Source organism: Micromonospora sp. NBC_01699 (genome assembly GCF_036250065.1).
Classification (GTDB): domain Bacteria; phylum Actinomycetota; class Actinomycetes; order Mycobacteriales; family Micromonosporaceae; genus Micromonospora_G.
In genome coordinates this window covers 1,133,859-1,155,705 of record NZ_CP109199.1, presented here as the reverse complement: position 1 = coordinate 1,155,705, position 21,847 = coordinate 1,133,859, and the positions used below count along the sequence as shown (strand labels likewise).

The following is a 21,847-nucleotide window of genomic DNA, read 5'->3' as shown; positions in this document are numbered from 1 at the left end:
ACAATCAACGACAGCCCCCCATATACGCGAGCAAGGTTCGCAAATCGCCGGGCGGCACCTCTCCACTGTGGACGACGGTTGAACCTCCAGGCTGCTCCGCACGGATGGAAGGCCACCCGGCTGGACCATCAGCCGACGGCCACCGGACGCAGCAGACGCCGAACCTCGCGTACGGCCGCTCGCCCGGCCCGGTTCGCGCCGATGGTGCTCGCCGACGGACCGTAACCAACCAGCTGGATCCGCGGATCGGCGACCACCCGGGTGCCGTCCATGACGATCCCGCCGCCCGGTGCCCGCAGCCGCAGCGGAGCGAGGTGGTCCAGGGCGGCCCGGAACCCGGTGCACCAGAGGATCACGTCGGCGCGGACCACACTGCCGTCGGCCCAGGCGACCCCGTCCGGGGTGATCCGGTCGAACATCGGCAACCGCCGCAGCACACCGCGTTCCCGCAGCTCGCGCACCCTGGGCGTGTCGACCAGCCCGGTCACGCCGACCACGCTGCCCGGTGGGCGACCGGCCCGTACCGCCTGGTCGACCAGGGCGACGGCGGCCCGGCCGTGCTCCTCACGGGTGAACTCACCCTGCCGGAACACCGGCGGCCGGCGGGTGACCCAGGTGGTCCGGGCCACCTCGGAGATCTCGCCGAGCAGTTGTACCGCCGAGGTGCCGCCACCGACCACGACCACGTGCCGCCCGGCAAAGTCGGCCGGATCCCGGTAGTCGGCGGTGTGCAACTGCCGGCCCCGGAACAGCTCCTGGCCGGGATAGTGCGGCCAGAACGGCCTGGTCCAGGTACCGGTCGCGTTGACCAACGCGCGGGCGGTCCAGGTGACGGTGGCGGCCTCCGAACCGGCACCGACCCGCGCACCGAACCGGCCGTCCCGCTGGTCATGGACCGCGTCGACCCGCGTGGCGACCACGTCGAGCCGGCCGTCGGGCCGATCGTGGACCGCGTCGACCCGGATCGGGCGGTGCACCGGCAACCCGAACTCGCGCTCGTACGCCCCGAAGTACTCGGCCACCACGTCGGCCGCGCGGCGGGTCGGGTCGGCCGGCCCGAGCGCCAGTCCGGGCAGATCATGGATCCCGTGTACGCCGTCCAGCCGCAGCGTCCGCCACCGGTGCCGCCACGCGCCGCCCGGCCCGTCGTCGCCGTCGAGCAGCACGAAACCGGTCTCGGGTGTGAACCCGGCCCGGTGCAGGAAGTATCCGACGGAGAGCCCGGCCTGACCGGCTCCGATCACCACCACGTCGACATCACGGCCGCCCACGGCTCGTACAACCGGTTCGGCGGCGGAATCCGTACCGCGAGCGGGCGTCGGTCGGCTCACATCGTCGGCACTGTCCGAGCACTCCGGTCCAGACCATGCGGGCCTATTCAGCATGAAATGTCGCCGTAATGGGCGAAAAGTTCCTATCCTGGCGACATGGACAACACCAAACGCTACGGCGCGGAGTTTCTCGGCACCCTGCTGCTGGTCTTCTTCGGCGTCGGCAGCGTCATCGCCGCCCGGGTCGAGGGCGGCGTGGTCGTGGTGGCCCTGACCTTCGGCTTCATCCTGCTCGTGCTGACCTACATGCTCCTGCCGCTCTCCGGCTGCCACGTCAACCCGGCCGTGACGCTCGGCGCCCTGCTCACCGGCCGGATCACCCTGGCCGGGGCGATCGGCTACTGGATCTCCCAACTGGTCGGCTCGGTGATCGGCGCACTCCTGCTCTGGATCCTGGTCAAGGGCGGCGACGTGGTCGACCAGAGCGGCGCGCTGGGCACCAACGGGTACGGCGCCAACATCAACCTCGGCGGTACGTTCCTGCTGGAGATCGTGCTCACCTTCCTGCTGGTCCTGGTCATCCTCACGGTGACCAGCAGGTACGAGCAGCGCGCGATCGCCGCGATCGCCATCGGCCTCGCCATCGCCGCCTGTCACCTGGTCGGCGTGGCGCTGGACGGTACCTCGGTCAACCCGGCGCGGTCGTTCGGCCCGGCCCTGTTCGAGGGCGGCGCGGCCCTGTCCCAACTCTGGGTCTTCATCGTGGCGCCGCTCATCGGCGGCATCCTCGCCGCGCTGGCCCTGCCACTCACCCTGGGGCCCGACTGGCGCAGCCCGGCCCAGGCGCCCAGCCCCGGCCCCGGCGGCCCCGTCCCCGCACCCGAATAACCGGCACCCCCGAGCCCACCTCGCCACAGGTGGAACACGGAGATCATCCTCGATACACTGACACCCGGTCGATGGCGCCCGGATCGCCATCACGGTCCACGACAGGGCGGTCGGGATGGCGTACGGACACCTGCGACGCGCACTCCCCCTCCTGTTGCTCGGCGCGCTGCTCGGGTTGACCGGCTGCACCGGGGTCGGTGTCGGTGACGCACCGGACTCCGGTTCCGCGACCTACCACGTCTGGGGGCTGAACGAGGCGTCCAGCGAACTCGCCGGGGCGAACCGGAGCGTGGTGCTCAACGGCGATCTCGACAATGACAGCAAGGCGTTCTTCGCCGTCGAGGGTAGCTGGGACGCGGACCGGTTCACCCTCGACGATGCCAGCAGCGGCAAGGTTCGCGAGCTGGCCGGCAGCGTGCCCGAACGTACCGGCGACCCGAACTGCGTACGGCTGGTCCTGGTCGACGGCGGACTGGTCACCGACCGCGCGGTCGCCGCCATCGCGGTCGCCGACCTGCCCGAAACCGGCCCGGTAACCGCCACCGCGCTCGACTGAGCAGGGAAATCCGTCCGCGTCGGCAGGGGTTAGAGTCGGGGCCGCGACCGTTGATCGACTCCGGGCGTACGGTCCGGAGCGCTGGGAGGAGTGCCGGATGAGTCTGCCCGACGGCGTCGAGATCAACGGCCCGCTGCACGACCGCTACGACGAGATCCTCACCCCGGAGGCGCTCGGCCTCCTGGCCGAACTGCACCGCACCTTCGAGCCCCGGCGCCGGGACCTGCTGGCCCGCCGGGCCACGCGGGAGGCGGCGCTGGCGCGGGGCGAGCTGTTCGACTTCCTGCCCGACACGGCGCACATCCGCGAGGGCGACTGGCGGGTCGCCGAGCCCGCACCCGGACTGGTCGACCGCCGGGTCGAGATCACCGGGCCGACCGACGCGAAGATGACCATCAACGCGCTGAACTCCGGGGCGAGGGTCTGGCTCGCCGACCTGGAGGACGCGAACACGCCGGCCTGGGAAAACGTCATCGGCGGTCAACTCAACCTGCGGGACGCGATCGACCGTACGCTCGAACTCACCGCACCCACCGGCAAGCGTTACACGCTGCACGACGGCGACCTGGCCACCATCGTCGTACGGCCACGCGGCTGGCACCTGACCGAGAAGCACCTGCTGGTCGACGGCGAACGGCTGGCCGGGGCACTGGTCGACTTCGGTCTCTACTTCTTCCACTGTGCCCGCCGGCAACTCGACCGCGGCGCCGGGCCGTACTTCTACCTGCCCAAACTGGAGAGTCACCACGAGGCGCGGCTGTGGAACGACGTCTTCGTCCTCGCCCAGCAGCGGCTCGGCATCCCGCACGGCACGATCCGGGCGACCGTCCTGATCGAGACCTTCCCGGCCGCGTTCGAGATGGAGGAGATCCTGCACGAGTTGCGCGATCACTGCGCCGGGCTCAACGCCGGCCGCTGGGACTACATGTTCAGCGTGGTCAAGAAGTTCCGGAGCCGGGGCGCGGACTTCCTGCTGCCCGACCGGAACACGGTGACGATGACCGCGCCGTTCATCCGGGCGTACACCGAACTGCTCGTCCGGACCTGCCACAAGCGCGGCGCCCACGCCATCGGCGGCATGGCCGCGTTCATCCCGAGCCGGCGCGACCCGCAGGTCAACGAAACCGCGCTGGCCAAGGTACGCGAGGACAAGACCCGCGAGGCGGGCGACGGCTTCGACGGCTCGTGGGTGGCACACCCGGATCTGGTGCAACTCTGCCGGGAAATCTTCGACGCCCAACTCGGCGACCGGCCGCACCAGGTGGACCGGGTCCGCGCCGACGTCACCGTCACCGCCGCGCAACTGCTGGACGTACGGCACACGCCCGGCTCGCGTACGGAGGCGGGGCTGCGCAACAACATCAGCGTCGGCATCCAGTACCTGGCGAGTTGGCTGGCCGGCACCGGTGCGGTGGCGATCAACAACCTGATGGAGGACGCCGCCACCGCCGAGATCTCCCGTTCGCAGGTGTGGCAGTGGCTGCACACCGGAGTGACCCTGGACGCCGGCAGCGACACCGCCGGCCCCGGCCCGTTGGTCACCCGGGAACTGGTCGAACGGATCGCCGACGAGGAGATCGCGAAACTGGGCGGCGATCCCGGCGACTACGACGCGGCCCGTTCACTCTTCCTCGACGTGGCCGTCTCGGACGAGTTCGTCGACTTCCTCACCGTGCCGGCGTACGAGCGGATGCCCTGACCGGGCCGGTGTTGCCGGTATGCCCTGACCGGGGACTGCTGCCGGTCAGGGCGCTGTGGTGGCGTCGCGCTCGGCGTACGCGGCCAGGCCCTCGGCGGTCTGCCGGATGAACCGACCGAGGAACCAGCGGTAGAACCAGCCGGTGCCGGGCAGCTTTGCGTGGAAGGTCGAGCGCCAGCGGATGATGGTGCCCTCGGGCGTCGGGGTCAGGTCGACGTCGGCCCGGTAGTCGCGCAACGGCAACCCGGACAGCAATATGTAACTGAGTCGCCGGTCCGGCACCAGATCCACGATCTGTTCCCGGCTGGTCATCGGCCCGGTACGGAACACCCGGATCGCCCCCACCCCCTCGTCCGCCCCCGCCCCGCTGTCCCCAGTGGCTACGGGTACGGCCCGCTCCAACTCGAACGAACCCAGCCCCGACCAGGTCGGCCAGGTAACGCCCGCCCGCAACAACTCGTACACCGCCCCCACCTGCGCCCCCGACCGAACCGTCACATCAATATCCCGCCGCCCCATCCCACTCCCCCGTCCCACCATCGCCCCGCCGCCCCGCCCCGCCCGCCCCGCGCCGCGCCGCCCGCCCGCCCCAGTCTCGTCGATCTAGGGTAAATGGTGGCTAGTTGATCTCCAATCACCACCATTTGCCCTAGATCGACGGGGGGGAGAGTGGGCGGGAGGGAGGAGGGGGGAGTTAGGAGCGGGTGGTGGGGAAGATGCGGCGGTTGTTGTGGGGGCGGTGTCGGGGTGCATTTCTCCTTTGGGGCCGGCGGACCAGGTGTCGGTGAGCCAGCGGGAGATGGTGCTGTCGTTGTTGTCCTCGGACGAGGGTGAGCTGACGCCGAGGCGGTAGACGCGGGACTCACCGGCGGCGAGGAAACCCTTGTCGCACTTTGAACCGGCCGGGTAGCCGTCCTGACGGGACCGGAGTGTGTCGCAGCCGGACCAGTCGCCGCCGTCGGCGGACACGCTCGCCGGCAGTTCGACGGTGAACATCAGCCGGGAAACTGGGAACCGTCCGTTGTTCCGGATGGTCAGCACCAGTTCGCCGTGGCGTACCCCGTTGACCGGGCGGCCGAGGGTGAGCCCGTCAGTCAGCGCTTCCAGGTCGGTGAGGTCCCGCGCCGGGTCGAACCCGGCCGGCGGTCGTGCGCCGGTGGCGGCCGGGCGGCTCGGGGCACGGGTCGCAGGCTTGGATGGCGAGACAGGCGAGACAGGCGAGACAGGCGGGATCGGCGGGACGAGCGGGCCGGTCGGGGCGGACGAAGCGAGCGCGCCGGAGGGGGCGGGCGGGGCGGCCACGGTGGTCGGCGCGCTTCCGTTGGCGTCGGTGCCGGCGGTTGTCGGTTCGGGCAGGCGCTCGCAGGCGGCTACGGCCAGCAGCAGTCCACCGCCCAGTACGGCCACCGCCATCGCGGCCCGTCCTCGGCCGCCAGTCCTCCGCGCTCCACACATCGCTACTCCTCGTCAGGGGCTGAAACCCGACTCGTCGGGGGCTGAAACCCAACCGCACCCCGTACGCCCGCGACCCCTTCCTTAGCCCAGTTAGTTACCACTATTAGCGCATTTAGTCGGATATTCGACTGCGGTCGGCGAGTACGGGGCGCACGGTGGAGGTGCACCGGTTGTCTCGGATATCGGCCCTGAGCTGGGCAAACGGGCTTCCGGAGCCGATCATCGGAGATGTTGCCATGCCGCTCGTGCGATTCGACACCGATCCGGTCCAGCGCCCCTCCGGGCTCGTCCCCCCGATCCCCGACCTCACCGGGGTCACCGAACTACGGCTGCACGGCGTCGGCGGAACCACCCCGCAGGACCTGCTCGGCGACGACGCCCCGTTGCAGGTCTCCGGTGACCGGATCGCCGGCTTCTACCGGACCGCCGACGTCGCCGGGCGGCACGTGGAGGCGTATTCGTGGGGTGGGATCACGTCGCGGGCCGGGTCACGGGTGCTGTGGCTGCTGCTGTTCCCGTTCGCGCTGGCGAACGTGGCCGGCTGGATGTGCTCGCCGCGCACCCTGGCGTCCCGGTGGCGGTTCCGGCTGCATCGGACGGCGGCCCGCTGGGCGGCGCTCTGTCTCACCGTCAACCTGCTGCTCATCGCCGTGATCACGGCGCTGGAACTGCTCGCGTACCAGTGTGGTGGGCAGGCCCGGTGTGCCGACGAGAGCTGGCTGCTGCGTCCGCTGCGCGACCCGCTGCTGGCCGGTTTTCCGGGTCGACGGCTGCTGCTCGGCGCGCTGGTGCCGCTCGCCCTGGTGGCCCTGCTCGCGGTGCTGACCCTGCGCTCGATCAGCAGGTACGAGGCGGTCAGCCCGCCGCTGCGGGTCAGCGCCCCGGAGTCGACGCGCAGCGCCGCCCAGCCCGGCGTGGGGCTGTCCGACCCGAGCTTCTGGGCGGGCCGGCGCAGCACTCTCGACCTGGGTTTCGTGCATCTCGGGGCGGGACTCGGGTTCGTCGCGCTCAGCCTCGCGCACACCGTGCACGCAACCGCGTCGGCGGTCGGGGCGCCGGTGAGCGCCGGTTGGCTGTACCTGGTTGTCGTGCTGGTCGGCGGCGCGCTGATGGTGGCCGTACTGGTCCTCACCGCGCTCGACGCGTGTCCGCCCGGCAGTGCGCGGGCGGCGCTCGCGGTGGGCGGGGTCGCGCTGGTCGGCGCCGGCTGGTTCGCCGCGATCCAACCCGGGTACGCCCAACCGTTCGGTTACCTGCCGGGCATCCCCCGGGTGGCCGACCTGACCCTCGGCAGTGTTTTCGTCAGCCTGCTGCTGGTGCTGGTGGCGGCCCTGGTCGGCGGCTGGCGGCGGGGGACGTTCGTCATCTTCGGTCCGTTCGTCGCGCTGGTGCTGGGTGTCTTCGCGCTCAACGTCGTCCTGCTCGGGGCGATGTCCCGGTTCGCCGACCTGGTGGCCGAGGTGTCGTCCCGGACCACGCTGCCACCGGCGCCGATCACCGGCTCCGAGGTGTACGTCTACCCGATCATCGGCAAGCTGGTGCACTACCTGACCCTGGTGCCGCTGGCATTGATCCTGCTCTTCGCCCTGTACGAGCTGGTCGCCTACTGGCGGGCGGGAACGGACCGGTTGACGGTGGCCCGGATCGTCGAGTGGTACCGGGGCAACGCGCCCGAGCCGACCGACGAGCGCCGCTGGCAGTACAACGCGGCCGGCAGCAATTCGTCCACGTCGGACGTACCGGGGTCGGTGGCGGGCTCGTGGGCCTGGGGCGCGCGGGTGGCGCGGGCCCGGCGGGTCGCCCGGATGGCGCACGACCTGGACAAGCTCATGACGACGATGGCGGTGGTCGGCACGGTGGTGCTGGTCGCGATCCAGGTACGTTTCTGGGTCTTCGGCAAGCTGCCCTGGGGCACCCAGTGGGCCTTCACGCTGGGCAGTTACCTGGCGGCCGGCATCCCGCTGGCGCTGATCCTGCTGCTGCGCCGGGGCTGGCGCAACCTGGAGAGTCGACGCCGGATCGGCGTGGTGTGGGACGTGATGACGTTCTGGCCGCGCGCGTACCATCCGCTGGCGCCGCCGTCGTACGCGGAACGGGCGGTGCCGGAGGTGCAGCGACGGCTGTGGCGGATCCACGACCGGGGCGGCCGGGTGGTCCTGACCGCGCACAGCCAGGGCACCATCATCGCGGCGGCGGCGCTGTTGCAGCCGGACAGCCGGCCGGACGACGACGTGGTGGCGTTCGTGACCTTCGGGTCGCCGTTGCGCACCCTCTACGGCTGGGCGTTCCCGGCCTACTTCGACGACGCGGTGCTGCATCGACTCGACCCGTCGGACGGCACGTCAACGGCGGCCGTACGCGAATGGCGCAACTTCTACTACCTGACCGACTACATAGGCGGCCCGGTCCTGGCCCCGACTCCCACCATCGGCACCGGCACCACCACCGGCAGCGCGCGGCCGGTGGACGTGGAGCTGCCGGACCCGCAGACGAGTTGGTACATCTACGGCCAGCCGGAGCCGGTCGCCGGGCGGCACTCCGGTTACTGGGCCGACCCGACGGTGTGGCTGACCGTGGACCGGCTGGCCGGCGAGGTGGCGACCGCGACCGCCGTACCCCGGCCCCGGATCGGCCCGGGTGACCCGCTCGGCGCCGACGGTCCGGGCGGCGGGACGGTCAGCGGCTCCGGGCGGCGGAGTTGACCAGTAGCCGGTCCCACTGCTGGTCGAGGCTGGCCAGGAAGGTGGGCAGGGCCCGGTAGCGGTGTACGGCGTCCGGGTCGGGACGGGTTCGCTGGTAGCGCAGGTAGCGGTGGAAGGCGACGCAGAGCCCGGCGTAGTGGGCGGCGGGGCGGAGGTGGGCGTACTCGCCGTCGGTCAGTTCCCTGGTCCGCCGGTAGCCGCCGAGTACGGCCGCCGCGCGGTCGGCGTCGAACCGGCCGTCGATGGCGCAGAGCCGGACCAGCGCCATACCGAGGTCGAGCAGCAGCAGGTCGTGGCTTGCCGTCTCCCAGTCCAGTACGGCCAGCCGCCCGTCCTCGCCGATCACCAGGTTCCGGGCCACGTACTCGCCGTGCACCAGCCCGTACGGGCCGGCCAGGGTCTCCACCCCGGCGGCGTCGACCCACCGTTCGCGCAGCCAGTCGGCGAACCGACGGTCGGCGAACGTGTCCACCTGGGCCAGCCAGCCGGTGGGCAGTCGGCGTACCCGGCGGGGTAGCCAGTTCGGTACCGGCACGGTGTGCACCCGGCCGAGCAGCGCCCCGGCGGCGGCGCAGGCGTGCCGGGGCAGCGGTGCCCGGCAGTCGCCGCGCAGGTACTGCTTGACCAGCACGGGCCGGCCCCGGAAGGTGGTCAGTTCGGCTCCGTCGCGGCCGCGCAGCGGGCGGCTGGTCGGCACCCCGTGCCGGATCAGGTGGTCGAGCAGGGCGGTGAGCCGGCGGGCGGAGGTCTCGTCGTGGTCCTCCAGCACCGTCAGCACGTACGAGGCGGTCCGGCCCCGGATCAGGTAGCTGCTGTTCGTTGTCCCGTCGGGCGACGGTACGACGTCGGGTGCGGCTATGTCGTACCGGGCGAGGAGGGTGGCCAACTGGGGTTGGTCGAGCCTGCTGTCCGGCATGTCGATCCGCCTTCCAACCCTCGGTGACTACCTATCGTCACCAACCAGATACTCGACGTTCATTTTGGGGACAATATCGACCTACGTCAGCATCCGTACGGAGAAGTGCGGTCATCTGGAAAAGACACGGAACGGACAAAAGCCGCCTCCGGTCGCCCCAATCGGCTCAGACCAGTTCCGCGTCGTGCACCAACAGAGCCACCTGCACCCGGTTGTTCAGATCGAGCTTCGCCAGCAACCGGGACACGTACGCCTTGACGGTGGCCACGCTCATGTAGAGCTCGGCCGAGATCTCCGCGTTCGAGCAGCCCCGGCCGAGCGCCAGCGCCACCTCGCGTTCCCGCTCGCTGAGTCCGGCGAGCTGCCGCAGCGCCCGGTCCCGCCGACCGTCCGCCCCGGACCGCCCACCACCGGCGGTACGGGCACCCTCGGCGACCGGGCCGGGTCCGGTCGCGTACGCGATCAGCCGGCGGGTGACGGCCGGCGACAGGGTGGCCTCGCCGGCCGCCACCCGGCGTACCGCCCGGACGATCTCGGCCGGCGGAGTGTCCTTGAGCAGGAAGCCGCTGGCACCGGCGCGCAACGCCCGGAGCACGTGCTCGTCGGCGTCGAAGGTGGTCAGCACCAGCACCTCGGGCGGCGCCGGTGCCTGCCGCAGCGCCTCGGTCGCGGCCAGCCCGTCGACCCGGGGCATCCGGATGTCCATCAGCACCACGTCCGGCGCGTACGCGGCCACCGCGGCGGCGACCTCAGCACCGTCGGCCACCTCACCGACCACCCGCAGGTCGTCGGCCCCGCCGAGGATCATCGACAACCCGGCCCGGACCAGCGCGTCGTCGTCGACCAGCAGCACCCGGATCGGCCCGCCCCCACCCGCACCGCTCTCTCCGGTCGCCCCGGCCGGAGCATCGTTCACGCCGACCACGGTAGCCAGGCCGCCAGGCGGAAGTCGCCGGTGTCGGTCCGGCCGTGCTCCAGCCGCCCGCCGGCCAGGCTGGTCCGCTCGGCGAGCCCGACCAGCCCGGTGCCGGTACCGGGGATCCGCTGCGCGGGCGGTTGCCCGACCGGCCACCGGTTGGAAACCTCGACGCTGAGCCCGGTGCCGGGGCCGCCGGCCACGGTGACCGTCACCGCCGCGCCGACGGCGTGCTTGCGGGCGTTGGTCAGCCCCTCCTGCACAATTCGGTACGCGCTGCGCCCGACCCCGGTCGGCACCGCCTCCGCGTGGTCGACCCGTTCCCGGACGCTGACCCGCATCCCGGCCCGGCGGGACTCCTCGGCCAGCACGGCCAGGTCCGCCAGGGTCGGCTGGGGCCGCTCGGGCCCCTCGCCGGCGCCCTCCTCGCGCAGCACCCCGATCACCTCGCGCAGGTCCTGTAGGGCCAGGTGGGCGTTGTCCCGGATCACCCCGGCGGCGCGGGCCACCTCGCCCGGGGCCGCGTCGGGGCGGAACTCCAGCGCCCCGGCGTGCAGGCTGAGCAGCGAGATCCGGTGGGCGAGCACATCGTGCATCTCCCGGGCGATCCGGGTCCGTTCCAGGTGCCGGGCCTGGGCGATGCGCAACTGCTGCTCCGCCTCGGCCCGGTGCGCCCGGTCCCGCAGCGACACGACGAGCTGCCGCCGGGCCCGTACGACCATCGCCCAGAGCACGATCGAGATCATGATCGCGACGGTCAGGACCATCGCCACCAGCATGCTCATGGACGGGTCGGGGCGCAGCCAGCAGAAGACGAGCGCGGCGAGGAGGTGCAGGCCGATCACCGGACCGGCGACCCGGAGCGGCCGGTGCAGCACCACCGTGAAGAGCAGGATCAGCACCACCATGCCGGACGGGGTGGAGATCAGGCTCAGTGGCAGTGCGGCCAGCGCGAGTTGGACCGGCCAGCGGCGGCGTACCCAGAGCACGCCGCAGAGCGCGACGCTGATCCAGCCGTCGAGGGTGAGCACCCACTCCGGGATGGTGCCCAGCGGACTCGGCTGGTCCCGCTGGTGCAGATCCCAGGAGACCAGGATCACGAAGCCGAACGCGATCAGGAAGCAGAGCGAGTCGACTATCCAGTCGCGGGTGGTCCGGCGCGGCTGGCGTCCGGCCCGGCCCGGCTCGGCGGTCAGGGCGGACGGCAGCAGCCAGGCGTTCTCCGAAGCCACGGTACCGGTCACGCACCCATGTTACGTACCGTCACCGCCCACCGACAGCGACCAAAGTCGAGGTCCAGCCGTAGACCAAGGTTGCGCGAACGCGACCGACGGCCGCAGCGGCGGGTGGCAACCGACCGTCACGCTGGTCACATGATTGCGGTCAACCATCTGAGCAAACGGTACGGGGCACACCCGGCCGTCGACGACGTGACGTTCCACTGCGAACCGGGCACCGTCACCGGGTTCCTCGGCCCGAACGGTGCCGGCAAGTCCACCACCATGCGGATGATCTGCGGGCTGACCCCGCCCTCGGCCGGCACCGCCACCATCAACGGGGTCCGTTACCGGGACCTGCCGAACCCGGGGCGGGAGATCGGCATCCTGCTGGACGCCTCCGCCCAGCACGCCGGGCGTACCGGCCGGGAGGCACTGGCCCTGGCCGCGATGACCATGGGCGTCGACCGGCGGCGGGTCGGCGAGACCCTGGAGCGGGTCGGGCTGAACGCGGTGGCGGCGAAGCGCCGGGTCGGGAAGTACTCGCTCGGCATGCGGCAGCGGCTCGGCCTGGCGCAGGCGCTGCTGGGCGAGCCACGGGTGCTGATCCTGGACGAGCCGGCCAACGGGCTGGACCCGGAGGGCATCTTCTGGATGCGCGGCCTGCTGCGCGACTTCGCCGACCGCGGCGGGACGGTGCTGCTCTCCTCGCACCTGCTGCGGGAGGTGGAGGCGGTGGCGGACCGGCTGGTGGTGATCGGGGGTGGCCGGGTCGTCGCCCAGGGCAGCAAGGACGAGTTGCTCGCCGGGACCGGCACCCTGGTCCGGGCGGTCGACCCGCAGACGCTGCGTACGGCGCTGCAACGGGCCGGACTGAGCGCCACCACCGGCACCGACGGTGGACTGCTGGTCCAGGCCGAGCCGGTGGCGGTGGGACGGGTCGCGGCCGACGTCGGCGCCGTACTGATCGAACTGCGGTCGGCCGAGAGCAACGGCCTGGAACAGATCTTCCTCACCCTGACCGCCGGCGACTCCGTACGGGAGGCAGTCAAATGACCACGACGACCATCAGCCCGACCACCTCGCCGGCCGGTCCGGCGGCCCATCCCACGCTGCGCCGCCCCGGCCTGGCCCGGCTCACCGGTGTCGAGTTGCGCAAGCTCACCGACACCCGCGCCGGCTACTGGCTGCTGATCGTGATCGCGCTGGCCGCGGCGGCGATCGTCACCGTCCAGCTCTTCGTCATGCCGGACGCGGACCAGACCTTCGAGAACTTCTTCGTCCCGTCGCTGCTGCCGGTCGGCATCCTGCTGCCGGTGCTCGGCATCCTGCTGGTGACCGGCGAGTGGTCGCAGCGCACCGCGATGACCACCTTCGCGCTGGTGCCGCAGCGATCGCGGGTGCTGGTGGCGAAGCTGCTCGCGGCGGCCATCGCCGCGCTCGCCTCGGTGCTGGCCAGCCTGGCGGTGGCCGCGATCGGCACCGCACTGGCCGGGGCGCTCGGCGGGGCCGGCACCTGGTCGGTCGAACCCCAGATCTTCGGGTACGCGGCCGTGTTCCAGGTGATCAACGTGGTGATGGGCGTGGCGTTCGGCATGCTGTTCCTGAACACGCCGCTGGCGATCGTGCTCTACCTGGTGCTGCCGACCGTCTGGTCGATCCTGAGCGAAATGATCAGCGGGCTGCGCCGGGCGGCCGAGTGGCTCGACCTCAGCGTCACCACCATGCCGCTGACCACGTCCGACGTGACCGCCGGACAGTGGGGCCGGATCGCTGTCTCGGTGGCGCTCTGGGTGCTGTTGCCGCTGGTAGCCGGCCTGGTACGGATCGTCCGCCGCGAGGTGTCGTAGATGCCCCCGGCCGAGCCCGAGCCGTCGCCCGAGCCCACACCCGCACCCGCGCCTGATCCCGCGCCCGCGCCGCCACCCGCAGTGTCACCGGACGAGCGGGTGGTGGCCGAGCCCGGCTGGGTGCGGCTGCTGATCTGGGTCCTCTTCCCGCTGCTGGGCGCGGGCGCGATCGGCGGGCTGTACGCGCTCACCGACTGGATGTTGAAGGTGCCGTGGGCGCCGGTGAAGCTCGCGGCCAAGTTCGTCGACGACCTGCCCGACCCGGCGGCCACCATCGGCGCCCTCGCGATCGGCGCGGTCGCCGGGCTGACGATCGCGTTCATCGCGGTGTACGAGCAGCTCGCGGTGACCGTCGCCGCCGACCGGGTCATCCTCGCCCGACGTGACGGCACGGTACGTCGACTCGACGGGCCGGCGGTGGCCGTGGTCTTCCTCGACGGCAAGCACCTGGTGCTGCTCGACGCGTACGGCGCCGAACTGGCCCGGGAAAAGTCGGACCTGCACGCCGACCACCTACGCGAGGCATTCGAAGCACACAACTACAACTGGCTACCCGAGGACCCGCACCAATCCACCTACCGCCTCTGGGTAGCCCCAACCCCCGACCTCCCCGACAACATCAACGTCCTACTAACCGCCCGCCAAAAAGCCCTGAAAGACGGCAAGTCCACCTACGCCGCCCGAATCCGCACAGAACTCACCACCCTAAACGTCATCCTCCGCGACGACAAAACCCACCAACACTGGCGCCGCCCCACCCCCCCACCCCCCACCCACCCCACCCACGCGCGTTGATCATGAAGTTAACGACACGATCCGAGCCGATCCAGGTAGTTAACTTCATGATCAACACGGGCCGGTCCAGGTGGACCGGGTGGCGGGGATGGGGTGGGGGGTGGGGGTGGGGGTGGGGGTGGGGGTTATGTGCCATGGGAGGGGGGTGCCGGAGAGGCGGGTGGCGGTGAGGGTGGAGGCTGTGCGGGTGACGGTGAAGCGGGCGGCTTCGGTGCCGTCGGGGGCGGGGATGCTCACGCTCACCTCCGCGCCGTCGGGGAGCTGGTAGACGGCCAGGGTCACACCATCGGCGTACGGGTAGTCGGGGCGATCCCGCACGGCGCCGAGCGGCAGTACCGTACCCGGGCGGACCAGGACCGGCACGCGGTCGAAGCCGACCGACTCCCGGACCCAGCGCGGACCGACGATCTCCGCCCCGGTGATCAGATCGGTCCAGGTGCCGGCCGGCACGTAATAGTCCACCGTGCCGTCCGGTGAGAACACCGGGGCGATCAGCAGACTGTCGCCGAGCAGGTACTGCCGGTCCAGGTACGCGACCGCCGGATCCTCCGGGAACTCCGCCACCATCGGCCGCAGCACCGGCATCCCCTCCCGGTGCGCCACCACGGCCTGCCCGAACAGGTACGGCATCAGCCGCGCCTTGAGCCGGGTGAAGATCCGCAGTACGTCAACCGCCTCCTCGTCGAACTCCCACGGCACCCGGTAGCTCTGGCTGCCGTGCAGCCGACTGTGCGTGGAGAGCAGTCCGAACGGCACCCAGCGCTTGAACAGGGCCGGATCGGGCTTTCCCTCGAAGCCGCCGATGTCATGGCTCCAGTAACCGAAACCGGACATGGCCAGCGACAACCCGCCGCGCAGCGTCTCCGCCATGGATTCGAACGTGGACTCGCTGTCGCCGCCCCAGTGCACCGGGAACTGCTGCCCACCGGCGGTGGCCGAACGGGCGAACAGGACCGCCTCCCCCTCGCCCCGGTGATCGCGCAGCAGGTCGAAGACCACCCGGTTGTAGAGCTGGGTGTAGTAGTTGTGCATCCGCTCCGGGTCGGAGCCGTCGTGCCAGACCACGTCGGTCGGGATCCGCTCGCCGAAGTCGGTCTTGAACGCGTCCACCCCCATGTCCAGCAGGACACGCAGCTTGTCGGCGTACCAGCGGCGGGCGTCGGGGTTGGTGAAGTCGACCAGGGCCATGCCGGCCTGCCACTGGTCCCACTGCCACACGTCCCCGTCGGCGGTCTTTACCAGATAGCCGTGTTCCATTCCCTCGGCGAACAGCGCCGAACGCTGGGCGATGTACGGATTCAGCCAGACGCAGATCCGCAGGTTGCGTTCACGCAGCCGCTTCAGCATGCCGACCGGATCCGGGAAGACCCGCGGATCCCACTCGAAGTCGGACCAGTGGAACTCGCGCATCCAGAAGCAGTCGAAGTGGAAGACCGACAGCGGCAGGTCCCGGTCGGCCATTGCGCTGACGAACCCGTTCACCGTCTCCTCGTCGTACGAGGTGGTGAAGGAGGTGCTCAGCCAGAGGCCGAAGGACCACGCCGGCGGCAGGGCCGGGCGGCCGGTGAGCGCGGTGTACCTGCGCAGGATGTCGCGCGGGGTGGGACCGTAGATGACCAGGTACTCCATCGACTGGCCGGCGACACTGAACGACACCTTCGAGACGACCTCGGCGGCCACCTCGAACGAGACCCGGCCGGGGTGGTTGACGAAGATGCCGTAGCCGCCGGTGGTCAGGTAGAACGGCACGTTCTTGTACGCGTGCTCGCTGCTGGTGCCGCCGTCCTCCTGCCAGATGTCGACCGTCTGGCCGTTCTTCACCAGTGGACCGAAGCGCTCGCCGAGGCCGTACACCGTTTCACCGACGCCGAGCAGGAGCTGTTCGCGGACGTACGAGCCGTCGGGGGTGTCGATCGCGGCCATGCTCTTGTAACCACTGCTGGTGAGCACGTGACCGGCAGCGACGAAGTCGAGGCGCCAGTCGTCGCCCCGGTGGAAGCGGGCGGTCAGCGCACCGGAGGTGATGGTGGCGAGGTCGGCACCGTCGTGCGTCCGTACCTCGGTCGACGGGTCGGTGGCGAGGTGGAACTCGGGGCGCACGGGACGTCCGCCGAGCAGATGCCCGACCCTCACCGCGATGACGTCGGGCGCCGGCGAGGTGCACCGTACGGTGATCAGCGGCTGGTTGAGCGTGTCGCCCCGGTTCAGGATCTTCTTTGTCGGGGCGTACACGGTGAGCGCGTCGGGTTCCACCGTGACGTCGCGCACCTGCATGGGGTAGAGCGGTTGTACGCCGTCGCGCATCCGCCAGTAGCCGTTGCTGAACTTCATCCCAGTCCTATCGGTCGATGCGTCGCCTGACCGCGCCGGCCACCACCGCCGGTTGTCGTCGTCGGAGATCGGGAAGAGCCGCCAGTCGAAGCGATTCGACTGACGGCCTCGACTGGAAGCTATGAGCGCGTAGGGGCCGTGTCAATGGCGTGACCGGGGTGAGATCGAAGCGCTCGAAACACGACGCGTGGGTCCGGTGGGGTGTCAGGCCCTACTCATCCGGGTTCCAGGCCAGGAGCAGGTCGAAGAGACGCCGGCCGCCGTCGACCTTCAGGGAGTCCACCGGAATACGGCCGTAGAGGACCAGAACCAGCTCACCGGCGGTGCCCCGAGCGAGGCGTCGGCCGGGTCCGGGTCTTCGCCGGCAGCGCTGGCGGGCGTGGGAAGGCGGGTGCTGCGTACGCCGTCGGCTGCGAGCCAAGAGGCGCCAGGATCGGCCCTCGGTGGCCTGGTAGTCGACGGCAGCGGGCTCGTGCGGCCAGGCGTACGCCCCCGCGCAGCAGGTGGACAGGAACTCCTCGACACCGTCGAGTGCCACCTCGTCCGGCAGATGTCCGTCGGGGTGTTGCGAGGGGTCGGTTGCCGGGTAAGGGGCCGCTCGGTCGGTGCCGGACCCCGGGCGTTGCTAGGGTCGGTGTAGTTGATCAGGACAGGCCGTGGTGACGCGGCCGCTTCGGACGCTGGAGGAGTCCAGGCGTGTTCACCCTCGTACCGGCCACGGTGCTCGACGAATGGAAACGTCTCGCGGCACAGGTACGTGACGTGCTGTCCGAGGCGGGCCTGTCGGTCGCCGCCGAGGGCGACGACGACTACTTCGCCGGGGTGACGGTGGACGTGGATCCGGGCGACGACGAGGCGGGCGGCGTCTTCGTGCTCTGGCGACCGCACCGGCGCCTGGGCAACGCGGTGGTGGCGTGCGTGGCCGAGCAACGAATGGACGACCCGGTGCTGCGGCATTTCGGTGCGGTCGCCGAGGCGATGCGCCAGGCGATCTGGTCCATTCTCGACTCGGCCGGCTTCACCGTGACCGACCCGCACACCGACTACCGGCCGCTGCAACTACAGGTGGTCAGCGGCCCGGCCGACCAGACCGCCGCAACCGACTCGCCACGGTAGCCCTCCGACCTGCCGGCGGGACCGGTCACGCGAGCAGGCGCAGGGACGCCTCCCAGAGCCGGTCGGCGTTGGCGAGGTCGAGCACGTACGGCGCCACGCCGCTCAGGTCCGGGCTGCGCCGGGTCAGCACCGGCGCCTCGTTGCAGTTCTCGAAGTAGCGGCCACCGATGCCGTCGAGCAGCGGCGAGGTGGCCAGCAGCACCGAGGTCGCGGCGCCCTGCTCGGGCGTCTTGATCAGGTTGGCCGGGGTGCTCATCCGGCCACCGACGTGGCGCTGGAGGTTGGTCTCGATCGCGCCGGGGTTCAGGGCGTTCGCGCTGATACCGGCCCCACCCCAGCGCCCGGTGACACCGACCGCGAACAGGACGTTCGCCGACTTGGACTGCCCGTACGCCAGCCAGGGGTCGTACGTGCGGAAGGCGAACTGGAGGTCGTCGAAGATCACCGGTGAGAGCATGTGCGCGCTGGACGACACCGAGACGATCCGCGCGCCACCGGCCGACGCCAACGCGTCGTGGAGCCCGGCGGCGAGGGCGAAGTGGCCCAGGTGGTTGGTGGCGAACTGGATCTCCCACCCCTCGGACGTGCGCTGCTCCGGGGAAGCCATCAGGCCGGCGTTGTTGACCAGCACGTGCAGCGGCCCGGTCCAGCCGTCGACGAAGGCGGCGATCGAGGCGCGGTCGGCCAGGTCGAGCACGGCCACCCGTACGGCCTTGTTGCCGGTCGTGCCGGTGATGTCGGCCGCGGTCCGCGCCCCCGCGTCGGTGTTGCGTACGGCCAGGGTGACCTCGGCGCCGATGCCGGCCAGTGCCCGCGCGGTCTCCACCCCGATGCCGGACGCACCGCCGGTGACGACCACCCTGCGGCCGGACAGGTCGATCCCCTCCGCCACCTCCGCGGCGGTGGACGAAAAGCCGAAGGGCGTCTCGACACGGGTCATCTCCGTATGCTGCCCCAGCCGCTCCGGGGCTGCGGCGGAACGGACGGATCAGTCGTCGGCGAGCCGGGGTGGGAAACCACCGGTGGCGAGCGGGCCCCAGCCCTCGACGGTCACCCGGATCAACGACTTGCCCTGCGTACGCATCGCCTGGCGGTACTCGTCCCAGTCCGGGTGCTCCCCGGAGATGCACCGGAAGTAGTCGACCAGCGGCTCCAGCGCCTCTGGCAGGTCGAGCACCTCGGCGGTGCCGTCGACCTGCACCCAGGGCCCGTTCCAGTCGTCGGAGAGGACGCAGACCGACACCCGGGGGTCACGACGGATGTTCGTCACCTTGGCCCGCTCGGGATAGGTGGAGACGACGATCCGGCCGGACGTGTCGACGCCGCAGGTCACCGGCGACGACTGCGGGCGGCCGTCGGCCCGGGTGGTGAGCAGGATGGCCCGGTGGCGGTCGGCGAGGAACTCGGTCAGGCGTTCGCGGTCGACCCGGGTGTTGGTCGCGATGCTGCGGGGCATGGCACCCACCATAGGTCGCCACCGGCGGCGGACCGCCGGCTGGCCCCCGTACCGGATCGGTGCGGGCCGGGACCGCCCGCCGTGGGATCACCGGCCCGGGAGGACGGCACCGGTGATCCACGGCGGGCTCGGCCAGGTACCCGGCTCTGCCGTGCCCCCCGTACGCGGGCATCGCCGGGCCTGACCGTCGCCGCCTGGAGAGCTGCCCCCCGTTGTGCAGCTCTCCCGGCTGGCGACACGTTGACAATGCGTCAGCCCGAGTCGGTCGAGCAAGAACGCCCCACCAATCCCTTGCATGATCGCGCAATGCCAGCCGGACCCACTTCCCGTCGCGTTGACGCGATGGTGTGCTGTGTACGGGGCGAGCGGGGGGCCGCTCCATGACGGTCAACGGGAGGATCGGGTGCCCGAAGCCACCGAGACGATTCCGCGCCTCACCCGATGGGGGGTGTCACCGGACGCGGATCTCATCTTTCGCGCGCTGACCATGATGGGGGGTCGCAAGGACACCGAGCTGAGCCGGGAACTCGGCCTACCCCGGTCACGCGTGGTCGCCGCGCTGGACGAACTGGCCGCTATGCGGGCGGCCCAACCGACCCGGTCACCCGAAATCCGATCCGGAACCCAGGTCGCCCGACGCTGGGACCCGTGCCCGGTGTCCCAGGTGCTGCGGCAGCTGCGCCGGCCGGTCGTGCCCGGCAGTCAGCGGGACCGCTGGCGAGAACACTTCGGCACGCTCGACGGGCTGGACCTGCCGGCCCTCGACGATTCCCGGATCCGGCACTGGGGCAGCCGCCCGCTCGCCCGCCGCCGGATCGCCCACCTCGCCGCCGCCGAACGGTACGAGCACCTGGCCATCAACACCGAGGAGGTCATCACCGCGGACGCGACCGCCGCCGCGCTCCCGGCCGACCGGGCCCTGGTCGACCGGGGCATCCAGATCCGCATCCTCGGCCGACCACCCGGTGACGGCGACCGCTCCACCGCGCACCTGGCCCAGCTGGGTAGCGGCGGCGGGATCTACCGGGAACTGCCCGATCTGCCCATCAAACTTCTCGTCTTCGACCGACGCGTCGCGCTCTTTCCGGCCGACCCGCTGAACTTCGAAACCGGCGTCGTGGAGATCGACGACGCACCGGTGGTACAGGCGCTCTGCGGACTCTTCGACCGGCTGTGGACGCAGGGGCGCGATCCACACCGACAGGGGGTTCCGCCCATCACACTCACGCCCCGGGAGCAGGCGCTCGTCGCACTCCTATCCGCCGGACACACCGACGTGTCCGCCGCGAAAGAGCTGAAACTGAGCGTACGGACGGTGGCGTACACCATGCGAGAGCTGATGGACCGGCTCGGTGTGGAGAACCGGTTCCAACTTGCCCTCCTGCTCGGCGCCGCCGGTGCCGCTCCCCTTCCGACGTACCGTACCGCCGAACCCGCCGAACCCTCAGATCGGAAAGAAGAATGATTCGTACGCCAGTCCGCCTCGTACCGACCCTGATCGCGCTCGTGGCCGGTGTCACACTCGCCGTCGCCGGTGCCGTGACCGCACCCGGTCCGGACCTCGACCTGGCCGGAACACCGATCGGTGCCTGCGCCACCTGTTTCACCGACCCCAACGAGCGTCCCCCGGTCCCGGGACCGGACCGGCCCGTAGCGCCCTGATCACATTCCCTTTCCGGGGAGACGCGGCCGGCGCAACACGCCGGTATCGGCGAACCGACTCCGGTCCCGGCCCGGCCACGTGTCGGGCCGGGATCAGCCGGCGCTCACCGGGCGCCACCGGGTGGCCGGTCGGACCGGGCGGGACACATCGCGGACCGAGGTGCCGGGAGTGCTGCCCGGTCCGCCGCCCGGCGGCAACAGGTGCGACGCCGCTCGGGCCCGCTCGGCCGCCGCGAACGCCTCGTCCCGCAGGCTCCGGGCGGCCACCGCGGCGGCCTCGGCCGTACGCCAGGTCGCCCGCTCGCGTTCCGCCGCTCTCCGTTGGGCGGCGAGCCGGCCGTCGCGTACGGCCCGGCGCAGGATGACCTCCTGCTCGACCGGGTGCCGTCGGGGGTCCCAACCGTTGCGGTGCGCCAGAGCGTCGCCCAGCTCCAGAACGGACAGTTCCCGTCGGCCGCAGGCGCTCAACGCGGCCCGGTGCAGGTAACGCTCCCGGTCGGCGTACTCGGCCGGGGTGCGCGGCGTACGCGGAACCGGCAGGTAGGTCGTCGCGGCCACCCGGCGGGCGTCGGCATCGGCCGACTCGTACGCCTGCCAGGCCGTTTCGGCGTCGTCCTGCGCGGCCAACCACTCCTCGCGGCGACGGCGGGCCGTCTCGGCCGCCCGGCCAGCGGCGACGGCCACCTCGTCGGCGTACCGGGCCAACTCCTCCGCCTCGGCGGTGAGCCGGGCCCGACCGGCGACCGCCGCCCGGATCGGACCGCCTTTCCGACCGGATTCCGGGACGGCGCCGTCGGTCAACTCGGGGCCGGGCCGGCGGGCGATCAGGACGGCCATGGCGACCAGTGCCACCACGATCAGGGCCGACCAGATCACCGCGGCCCGGGGAACGTCGAGCAGGAAAAAGTACATGAGATTATCCATAACCAGCACACCTCGCCGATAAACGATCGCGTTGGGGGTTCCGATCAGGGCCCACGCGATTCCGTCCGTCGTCGTTCCCGCATCGTCCCGCCG

General features: G+C 71.3%; 21 protein-coding genes. 10 read left to right on the top strand and 11 right to left on the bottom strand.

The window, feature by feature from the left end; translation table 11 throughout:
- Positions 1–128: 128 nt before the first annotated feature.
- Positions 129–1,271 (bottom strand): NAD(P)-binding domain-containing protein, encoded by a 1,143-nt coding sequence (locus OG792_RS05245; RefSeq protein ID WP_329107851.1) that lies wholly within the window; start codon positions 1,269–1,271, stop codon positions 129–131.
- Between the two features lie 156 nt (positions 1,272–1,427).
- On the opposite strand from OG792_RS05245, the gene OG792_RS05240 reads away from it, so the two are divergent.
- The 3 genes from OG792_RS05240 to aceB all read left to right on the top strand — a co-directional run bounded on the left by OG792_RS05240 (position 1,428) and on the right by aceB (position 4,414).
- Positions 1,428–2,159: an MIP/aquaporin family protein gene (locus OG792_RS05240; protein WP_329107849.1), complete on the top strand. Its 732-nt coding sequence runs from the start codon at positions 1,428–1,430 to the stop codon at positions 2,157–2,159.
- Positions 2,160–2,274: 115 nt separating this feature from the next.
- The gene (locus OG792_RS05235) at positions 2,275–2,715 is read left to right on the top strand and encodes a hypothetical protein (protein WP_329107847.1); all 441 of its coding nucleotides are present in this window, start codon (positions 2,275–2,277) and stop codon (positions 2,713–2,715) included.
- 97 nt (positions 2,716–2,812) lie between these two features.
- Entirely contained in the window at positions 2,813–4,414 is a 1,602-nt protein-coding gene (gene aceB, locus OG792_RS05230) for a malate synthase A (RefSeq protein ID WP_329107845.1), read from the top strand.
- A gap of 45 nt (positions 4,415–4,459) precedes the next feature.
- Here aceB and OG792_RS05225 read toward each other — a convergent pair whose 3' ends face one another.
- Both OG792_RS05225 and OG792_RS05220 read right to left on the bottom strand, forming a co-directional pair.
- Complete coding sequence (locus OG792_RS05225; protein WP_329107843.1) at positions 4,460–4,912, bottom strand: SRPBCC family protein; 453 nt, start codon at positions 4,910–4,912, stop codon at positions 4,460–4,462.
- A gap of 105 nt (positions 4,913–5,017) precedes the next feature.
- Positions 5,018–5,827 carry a hypothetical protein gene (locus OG792_RS05220; RefSeq protein WP_329107842.1) on the bottom strand — a complete coding sequence of 270 codons (810 nt, stop codon included), beginning with the start codon at positions 5,825–5,827 and terminating at the stop codon, positions 5,018–5,020.
- 278 nt (positions 5,828–6,105) lie between these two features.
- On the opposite strand from OG792_RS05220, the gene OG792_RS05215 reads away from it, so the two are divergent.
- Positions 6,106–8,571, top strand: coding sequence for a hypothetical protein (locus tag OG792_RS05215; RefSeq protein WP_329107840.1), 2,466 nt, complete (start codon positions 6,106–6,108; stop codon positions 8,569–8,571).
- Here OG792_RS05215 and OG792_RS05210 read toward each other — a convergent pair.
- The 3 genes from OG792_RS05210 to OG792_RS05200 form a co-directional block, all read right to left on the bottom strand.
- Complete coding sequence (locus OG792_RS05210) at positions 8,546–9,487, bottom strand: phosphotransferase (RefSeq protein ID WP_329107838.1); 942 nt, start codon at positions 9,485–9,487, stop codon at positions 8,546–8,548. The genes OG792_RS05215 and OG792_RS05210 overlap by 26 nt on opposite strands.
- A 166-nt stretch (positions 9,488–9,653) precedes the next feature.
- Positions 9,654–10,403, bottom strand: coding sequence for a response regulator transcription factor (locus OG792_RS05205; protein ID WP_329107836.1), 750 nt, complete (start codon positions 10,401–10,403; stop codon positions 9,654–9,656).
- Positions 10,400–11,647 (bottom strand): sensor histidine kinase, encoded by a 1,248-nt coding sequence (locus tag OG792_RS05200; RefSeq protein ID WP_329107834.1) that lies wholly within the window; start codon positions 11,645–11,647, stop codon positions 10,400–10,402. Before OG792_RS05200 ends, OG792_RS05205 begins: the two co-directional genes overlap by 4 nt.
- Positions 11,648–11,776: 129 nt before the next feature.
- Here OG792_RS05200 and OG792_RS05195 point away from each other — a divergent pair, with 129 nt between their 5' ends.
- Genes OG792_RS05195 through OG792_RS05185 form a run of 3 tightly spaced genes read left to right on the top strand, consistent with a single transcriptional unit; the run spans position 11,777 to position 14,265 of the window.
- On the top strand, positions 11,777–12,676 hold the full coding sequence (locus OG792_RS05195) for an ABC transporter ATP-binding protein (RefSeq protein ID WP_329107833.1): 900 nt from the start codon (positions 11,777–11,779) through the stop codon (positions 12,674–12,676).
- On the top strand, positions 12,673–13,470 hold the full coding sequence (locus OG792_RS05190) for an ABC transporter permease (RefSeq protein WP_329107831.1): 798 nt from the start codon (positions 12,673–12,675) through the stop codon (positions 13,468–13,470). The genes OG792_RS05195 and OG792_RS05190 overlap by 4 nt, the downstream gene beginning before the upstream one ends.
- On the top strand, positions 13,471–14,265 hold the full coding sequence (locus OG792_RS05185; protein ID WP_329107830.1) for a YqeB family protein: 795 nt from the start codon (positions 13,471–13,473) through the stop codon (positions 14,263–14,265).
- Positions 14,266–14,316: 51 nt separating this feature from the next.
- On the opposite strand, the gene yicI is transcribed toward OG792_RS05185, so the two are convergent.
- Both yicI and OG792_RS05175 read right to left on the bottom strand, forming a co-directional pair.
- The gene (yicI, locus tag OG792_RS05180) at positions 14,317–16,596 is read right to left on the bottom strand and encodes an alpha-xylosidase (protein WP_329107828.1); all 2,280 of its coding nucleotides are present in this window, start codon (positions 16,594–16,596) and stop codon (positions 14,317–14,319) included.
- Positions 16,597–16,807: 211 nt separating this feature from the next.
- On the bottom strand, positions 16,808–17,134 hold the full coding sequence (locus OG792_RS05175; RefSeq protein ID WP_329107826.1) for a hypothetical protein: 327 nt from the start codon (positions 17,132–17,134) through the stop codon (positions 16,808–16,810).
- Positions 17,135–17,292: 158 nt separating this feature from the next.
- Here OG792_RS05175 and OG792_RS05170 point away from each other — a divergent pair, with 158 nt between their 5' ends.
- A complete protein-coding gene (locus OG792_RS05170) occupies positions 17,293–17,712 on the top strand; it encodes a hypothetical protein (protein WP_329107823.1) in 420 nt (139 codons plus the stop codon).
- Between the two features lie 25 nt (positions 17,713–17,737).
- Here OG792_RS05170 and OG792_RS05165 read toward each other — a convergent pair whose 3' ends face one another.
- Positions 17,738–18,652, bottom strand: coding sequence for an SDR family NAD(P)-dependent oxidoreductase (locus OG792_RS05165; protein WP_329107821.1), 915 nt, complete (start codon positions 18,650–18,652; stop codon positions 17,738–17,740).
- Positions 18,653–18,700: 48 nt separating this feature from the next.
- Positions 18,701–19,168 (bottom strand): PPOX class F420-dependent oxidoreductase, encoded by a 468-nt coding sequence (locus OG792_RS05160; protein WP_329107819.1) that lies wholly within the window; start codon positions 19,166–19,168, stop codon positions 18,701–18,703.
- A gap of 403 nt (positions 19,169–19,571) precedes the next feature.
- Here OG792_RS05160 and OG792_RS05155 point away from each other — a divergent pair, with 403 nt between their 5' ends.
- Positions 19,572–20,633, top strand: coding sequence for a helix-turn-helix transcriptional regulator (locus tag OG792_RS05155; protein WP_329107818.1), 1,062 nt, complete (start codon positions 19,572–19,574; stop codon positions 20,631–20,633).
- Positions 20,630–20,830, top strand: a complete 201-nt coding sequence (locus OG792_RS05150) for a hypothetical protein (protein ID WP_329107816.1) — start codon at positions 20,630–20,632, stop codon at positions 20,828–20,830. The genes OG792_RS05155 and OG792_RS05150 overlap by 4 nt, the downstream gene beginning before the upstream one ends.
- Before the next feature lie 93 nt (positions 20,831–20,923).
- Here OG792_RS05150 and OG792_RS05145 read toward each other — a convergent pair whose 3' ends face one another.
- On the bottom strand, positions 20,924–21,754 hold the full coding sequence (locus OG792_RS05145) for a hypothetical protein (protein ID WP_329107814.1): 831 nt from the start codon (positions 21,752–21,754) through the stop codon (positions 20,924–20,926).
- Positions 21,755–21,847: the final 93 nt, after the last annotated feature.

What these genes read in the sequence shown, in the direction of transcription:
- OG792_RS05185 (WP_329107830.1), top strand. Translation starts at nt 13,471, where the DNA reads ATGCCCCCGGCCGAGCCCGAGCCGTCGCCCGAGCCCACACCCGCACCC.
- OG792_RS05220 (WP_329107842.1), bottom strand. Translation starts at nt 5,827, where the DNA reads ATGGCGGTGGCCGTACTGGGCGGTGGACTGCTGCTGGCCGTAGCCGCC.
- aceB (WP_329107845.1), top strand. Translation starts at nt 2,813, where the DNA reads ATGAGTCTGCCCGACGGCGTCGAGATCAACGGCCCGCTGCACGACCGC.
- OG792_RS05150 (WP_329107816.1), top strand. Translation starts at nt 20,630, where the DNA reads ATGATTCGTACGCCAGTCCGCCTCGTACCGACCCTGATCGCGCTCGTG.
- OG792_RS05165 (WP_329107821.1), bottom strand. Translation starts at nt 18,652, where the DNA reads ATGACCCGTGTCGAGACGCCCTTCGGCTTTTCGTCCACCGCCGCGGAG.
- OG792_RS05215 (WP_329107840.1), top strand. Translation starts at nt 6,106, where the DNA reads ATGCCGCTCGTGCGATTCGACACCGATCCGGTCCAGCGCCCCTCCGGG.
- OG792_RS05145 (WP_329107814.1), bottom strand. Translation starts at nt 21,754, where the DNA reads ATGGATAATCTCATGTACTTTTTCCTGCTCGACGTTCCCCGGGCCGCG.
- OG792_RS05240 (WP_329107849.1), top strand. Translation starts at nt 1,428, where the DNA reads ATGGACAACACCAAACGCTACGGCGCGGAGTTTCTCGGCACCCTGCTG.
- OG792_RS05195 (WP_329107833.1), top strand. Translation starts at nt 11,777, where the DNA reads ATGATTGCGGTCAACCATCTGAGCAAACGGTACGGGGCACACCCGGCC.
- OG792_RS05190 (WP_329107831.1), top strand. Translation starts at nt 12,673, where the DNA reads ATGACCACGACGACCATCAGCCCGACCACCTCGCCGGCCGGTCCGGCG.
- OG792_RS05160 (WP_329107819.1), bottom strand. Translation starts at nt 19,168, where the DNA reads ATGCCCCGCAGCATCGCGACCAACACCCGGGTCGACCGCGAACGCCTG.
- yicI (WP_329107828.1), bottom strand. Translation starts at nt 16,596, where the DNA reads ATGAAGTTCAGCAACGGCTACTGGCGGATGCGCGACGGCGTACAACCG.
- OG792_RS05235 (WP_329107847.1), top strand. Translation starts at nt 2,275, where the DNA reads ATGGCGTACGGACACCTGCGACGCGCACTCCCCCTCCTGTTGCTCGGC.
- OG792_RS05210 (WP_329107838.1), bottom strand. Translation starts at nt 9,487, where the DNA reads ATGCCGGACAGCAGGCTCGACCAACCCCAGTTGGCCACCCTCCTCGCC.